The 5329-nt window shown below is 67.5% G+C and carries 5 protein-coding genes; 3 read left to right on the top strand and 2 right to left on the bottom strand.

Going from position 1 to position 5329, the window contains the following annotated elements:
- Nucleotides 1-305 (top strand): cupin domain-containing protein (locus tag AC1DOC_RS17700; protein WP_478130175.1); only part of this gene is annotated, 305 nt, incomplete at its 5' end.
- A 187-nt stretch (nt 306-492) separates the two neighbouring features.
- Complete coding sequence (locus tag AC1DOC_RS17695) at nt 493-894, top strand: hypothetical protein (protein WP_150106756.1); 402 nt, start codon at nt 493-495, stop codon at nt 892-894.
- A gap of 29 nt (nt 895-923) precedes the next feature.
- Here the strand turns inward: AC1DOC_RS17695 and AC1DOC_RS17690 are convergent, their stop codons facing one another.
- Entirely contained in the window at nt 924-1892 is a 969-nt protein-coding gene (locus AC1DOC_RS17690; protein WP_012747017.1) for a tripartite tricarboxylate transporter substrate binding protein, read from the bottom strand.
- Nucleotides 1893-2078: 186 nt separating this feature from the next.
- On the opposite strand from AC1DOC_RS17690, the gene AC1DOC_RS17685 reads away from it, so the two are divergent.
- Nucleotides 2079-4298 carry a rhodanese-like domain-containing protein gene (locus AC1DOC_RS17685; protein ID WP_369664359.1) on the top strand — a complete coding sequence of 740 codons (2220 nt, stop codon included), beginning with the start codon at nt 2079-2081 and terminating at the stop codon, nt 4296-4298.
- Between the two features lie 17 nt (nt 4299-4315).
- Here the strand turns inward: AC1DOC_RS17685 and AC1DOC_RS17680 are convergent, their stop codons facing one another.
- Nucleotides 4316-5263 (bottom strand): TRAP transporter substrate-binding protein, encoded by a 948-nt coding sequence (locus AC1DOC_RS17680; RefSeq protein ID WP_018902975.1) that lies wholly within the window; start codon nt 5261-5263, stop codon nt 4316-4318.
- Between the last annotated feature and the right edge of the window lie 66 nt (nt 5264-5329).

Below are 5329 nucleotides of genomic sequence, written 5' to 3'. Positions count from 1 at the left end.
GTATTGGCGCRGTGAAGGACTACCGCTATGAGTTGCTTGGCCATTTGCTGTCGGGCAACTTGTTCGTTGAGCCCTATCTGGTGACGCTCCTGCCGCAGGCTGAGCCCTATAGCAGTTTTCAGCACCCGGGGATCAAGTTCCTGTACGTGATCTCGGGACGCGCGCAGTACAGGTACGGCGGCAAAATCGTGAACGTCGGGCAGGGCGACTCGCTTCTTTTCGAGGCCAGCGTGCCTCATGGTGTGGAAGCGATCCTTGAAACGCCGCTCTCATACCTCTCGGTCGTATTCACATTGCGTGGCTGAACCTGCTGAGCCAATTTCCCTGACCGTCAACTGATAGGGCGCATGCAATGCGCGCGCCGATAGGCTTCGCCGCCGACCGTCATCTCGTCTGGTTTCGCACGTGGGATGCGATGGGCCGGCCGAGTCGACGTAGTCGATGCTGCCGCCCCAGAAAATGGGGGGCGACGCGCCGGCAGACCGGACGCAGGTGGACGCCCAGCTCGCGGAAATGGAAGCCAGTGGGACTATGACCACGGCCGAGTTGCAGACCGTGCAGGATGACAACGCGGCCGAGCGGCGTGCCGCAGTTGACCGTCGCCAGGAACTCACCGCGCGGGCGGCAGAACTAGATATCACTCTGGAACGCTTCGCCAAGCTGCAGGCGGTCTACAGCTCCGATTTGGACCGGGAGCATTCCATAAGCCAGTGCTCATGCGGGCTGCAAGGCATCTTCGATCGGTTTCACACGCGTCGGGAATCATCCTCCGGACGCTCTTTTTCATTGGGGAAGTTGGCGAATCGCGACCAGGGGCATGCACTGAAATCCGGCGACTGCCGGCGCCAGGTGGGGGGGACAAAGCCTCCTGTCCGCCTGACCGCAAGCAGGTAGGCTGGTTGCCAAGGCCAACGCCGGTGTTGTCAGCGCAGCGTGATGCCCGCCGTCTGGATGGTCTTCGCGTAGCGCAATCGTTCGGCCGACAGCGTGCGCGCCATGTCGGAAGGCGTGCCGCCTGCGACCTTGAAGCCCATGTCCTCCAGCTTCGCCTGGGTTTCCGGCGCGGAGATCACGGCCTGGATGTCGCGGTTGATCTTTGCCACCACTGCGGCGGGCGTGCCGGCCGGTGCGAAGTAGCCCTGCCAGCTCTCCACGGCAAAGCCGGGCAGGCCGGCTTCACTCATGGTCGGCACGTCGGGCAGGGCGCTCGAGCGGTAGCCGGTGGTCACGGCCAGCGCGCGCAGCTTGCCGGCGCGCACATGGTCGGTCACCGCGGCCAGCGTGATCAGGGTGGCGTCCACATGCCCCGCGAGCACGTCGAGGGTCGCGGGGCCGCCGCCGGAGTAGGGGATGTAGTTCACCTGCGCGCCGGTGTCCTGCGCGATCATTTCGTGCGCCACGTGCGCGATGCCGCCGTTGCCCGGCAGGCCGAGGCTGATCGACTGCGGCTGCGCCTTGGCGCGGGCCAGGTAGCTGCGGAAGTCGTTGATGCCGGTCTTCGGGTTGACCACGAGGATCTGCGGATTGACCACCGCCTTGATCACCGGCGTGAAGGCCTTCTGTCCGTCGTAGGGCAGGCGCTCGAAAAGAATGGCGTTGAGCGTCAGGCCCTCGCCCTGCTGCAGCAGCGTGTGGCCGTCGGCCGTGGCCTTGGCCACGCGCGCGGCGCCGATGGTGCCGCTGGCGCCCGCGACGTTCTCGACCACCACGTTCTGGCCCCAGCGTTCGGTCAGGCGTTCGGCGATGAGGCGCGTGAGCTTGTCGGCGCTGCCGCCTGCGGCCACGGGCACCACGATGTGTACCGGTTTCGAAGGGAATCCGGCCGCCTCGTCGGCGGCGGCGGCGGTGAACGGGTGAAGAAGGGCTGCAAATGCGAGCGCGCTCAGCAGCATGGCGCGACGTGGGACGCGGGGTAGGAAGAATATTTGCATCAGGTGGCGCAATCTAGAGGCGCGCCCGGCGCCGGCCAACGAAGCAATCCGGATATGCGTAGAAGAAAAACTTCGTTGGGAGCGCGCGGCCGGCTGCGTAGGCTGTCCGCAGCCCTGTTGTCTTCTCTTGCCTGAAAGCCGCCCCCCATGAGCCTGAGCGAACTGTCTGTCGAAACCGCGGGAAACGATGTTGCCAGTGAACGCGCGCGCGCCGTCGAAGCCTTCCTCGCGCAGGTCCGAAGCCTGCTGCTTCCCGGCGCAGCCGCCTCCCACGACACGCTGCAGCCCGTGGCCGATGCGCTGGTCCGGCTGGGGCAGCGCCGCGCACTGTTTCCGGCCGCTCACTTCCCGGTCGATGCCGAGCACCCCGCGCAGGTCTACCGGCTGGCCGAGGACACCGACGGCGGCTTCGCGCTGTACCTGTCGGCCGGCGTGGCAGGCAAGGCCCAGCCGCCGCACGACCACACGACCTGGGCGGTGATCGCCGGCGTGGAGGGCAGCGAACGCAACGAGCTCTATCGCCGCGAGAAGACGGGCGATCCCGCACGCGATGCGCTGGTACACCAGCGCACCGTCGACGTCGCTGCCGGAAGCGTCGTCGTGCTGCTGCCCGACGATGTGCACACCATCGAGCTGGTCGGCGGCCAGGACGGGCGCCACCTGCACTTCTACGGCCGCGCGCTCGAGCTGCTCGACAAGCGCGTGGTGTTCGAAGGCGCGGCGGGCGGCAGCTATCGCCAATTCGCGGCGCCGAAGAACATCCGCCATCCGGCGATCACGCCGCAGGCACTGAAGGCCGCGCTGGCCGATGGCGAGGAGATCGCGCTGCTCGACGTGCGCGAGGCCGGCGTCTTCGTGCGCAGCCACATCCTGCTTGCGGCCTCGGCGCCGCTGTGGCGGCTGGAAGTGCTGATCGACCGCCTCGTGCCGCGCCGCAGCACCCGCATCGTGCTGGCCGATGCCGACGAATCGCTCGCGCACCAGGCCGCCGCCAAGCTCGTGCGCCTGGGCTGGCGCAACGTGTCGGTGCTGGCCGGCGGCACGCAAGGGTGGGCCGCCGCGGGCTATGAACTCTTCAGCGGCAGCAACGTGCCGAGCAAGGCCTTCGGCGAAGTCATCGAGCACCGGAAGCACACGCCGTGGATCTCGGTCGACGAACTGCACGAGCGCGTGGAGCGCGGCGACGACATCGTGGTGGTCGACAGCCGCACGCCCGAGGAGTTTGCCGACTTCAGCCTGCCGTTCGCCCACAGCCTGCCGGGTGCCGAGCTGGTCTACCGCATCCAGGCGCTCGCGCCCCGGCCCGAGACGCTGGTGGTGGTCAACTGCGCCGGCCGCACGCGCAGCATCGTGGGCGCGCAGACGCTCATCGACGCGGGCATTCCCAACCCGGTGGTCTCGCTCAAGGACGGCACCATGGCCTGGCTGCTGGCGGGCCGCAAGCTCAGCCATGGCCGCGCGGCGCCGCTGCCCGAGCCGGACGCGCACGCGCGGCAGCAGGCCCGCGCCCGAGCCGAGAGCGTGGCGGCGCGCGCAGGCGTGCGCCGCATCGACACAGCCACCTTGGCGCGCTTCGAAGCCGAGGCCGGCGAGCGCTCGCTCTACCGCTTCGACGTGCGCACGCGCCAGGAATACGAGGCCGGCCATCTCGAAGGCTGGCGCTGGGCGCCCGGCGGCCAGCTGGTGCAGGCCACCGACGAATACGTGGGCACCCGCGGCGCACGCATCGTGCTGGCCGACTGGGACGGCGTGCGCGCRCTGACCACCGGCGCATGGCTCGCGCAATTGGGCGGCCACGAGGTGTTCGTGCTTTCACCGCCGGCCTTGCCGGTGCTGGTGCTCGGCCCCGAAGCCGTGCGCGTGCTGCAGCTGCGCACGGGCACACCGCAGATCGCGCCGCGCGAAGCCGCTGCCGCGCTCGAGGCCGGCACGGCGGTGGTGTTCGACGTGGAGCGCCGCTCGGCCTACGAGCGCCGGCATGTCGCAGGCGCGCGCTTCGCGGTACCCGACCGGCTGCAGGAGTTCATCGCCGACCTGCCTGCATCGCAGCAAATCGTGCTCACCTCGTCGGACGGCGTGCTCGCGCGCATCGTGGCCGCGGAGTTGGGTGCGCGCATCGGCCGCGAGGTCCACGCGCTCGCGGGCGGCACGCAGGCCTGGGCCGCCGCGCGGCTGCCCACGGGCAGCGGGCCCGAGGGCGTGCTGACGGGCGACGACGACCATGGGCACAGCCCCTACGCACACGCCGACCTTGCCAGGCGCGACGCCGGCTTCAAGCAGTACCTGGATTGGGAGGTGGGCCTGGTGGCGCAGCTCGAGCGCGAGGGCGACGTGGGCATCCGCCTTGTCGAGCCGGCCTCGGCCTGAACGGGGCCGGGCAGCGCTTACTGGTTCCCGACGATGGCGAACAATTCGGCTCGGGTGGCCGGGTCGGTCATGTACTTGGTATAGAGCGGCGACATCTTCCGGATGTAGGGAGAAAAGTCCTGCACGTTGGCAAACTGGACGCCGTCCTTGGCTACCGCGGCACGCGCCGCGATGCTTCGTTTCTCCCACAGCTCGCGCATCAGGACCGCCGATTTTTTACCGGCCTTCTGGAACACGGTGCGCTCCTCGGCGCTGAGCCGGTTCCACAGCTTGCTGGAGACAACCAGTGCCTCGGGAGAAATCATGTGGCTGTCCAGCAGCATGTACTTGGCCACCTTGTAGTGCCCGGTGGCTTCGTACGAGGCCATGTTGCCTTCGGCGCAGTCGATCGTTCCCTTCTGGAATCCATCGAGCACTTCCTTGTAGGGCACGACCACCGGGGTGGCACCCAGCAGCTTGACCATCTCGATGTACACCTCCGATTGCTGCACCCGGATTCTTTGCCCCACCAGATCCTCGCGCTTCGTCACCGGCTTGTTGGCGCAGTAGAACGAACGCGCACCGCCGTCGTACCAGCCCAGCACCACGTAGCCCGAAGCCTTCAGCGTCTCCGCCAGGCGCGTGCCCATCTCGCCATCCAGATACCGGAACATGTGCGCAGAGTCGTGGAACAGGAACGGGAGATTGAATGCCTTGAGCCCCGGCGCGGCCTCGGACAGCGGCGCCGAATTGAACTCGGCCACGTCGATCTCGCCGGCCTTGAGCATGGCGACGGCCTTGCCCTGGTCGCCCAGCACGGCGTTGGAGAAAAGCTCGATCTTGTATTTGCCCTTGGTTGCCGCGTCCACTTCCTGGATGAAGCTTTTCATGGCCTCCGTGACCGGGTAGCCGTCGGGGTGGGTGTTCCAGGCGCGCAATGGTGTTTGAGCTTCGGCAGCAAGGTTTCCCAAGCAGAGGATGGTCAATGCAAAACTCCAGGATCCAGCGCGCATGAATACTTTCGCTAACAAATATGTTGCGCAGAATAACAG

This window comes from Variovorax sp. 01T439_2 (assembly GCF_056398445.1).
This window is presented reverse-complemented; position numbering and strand designations above follow the sequence as displayed.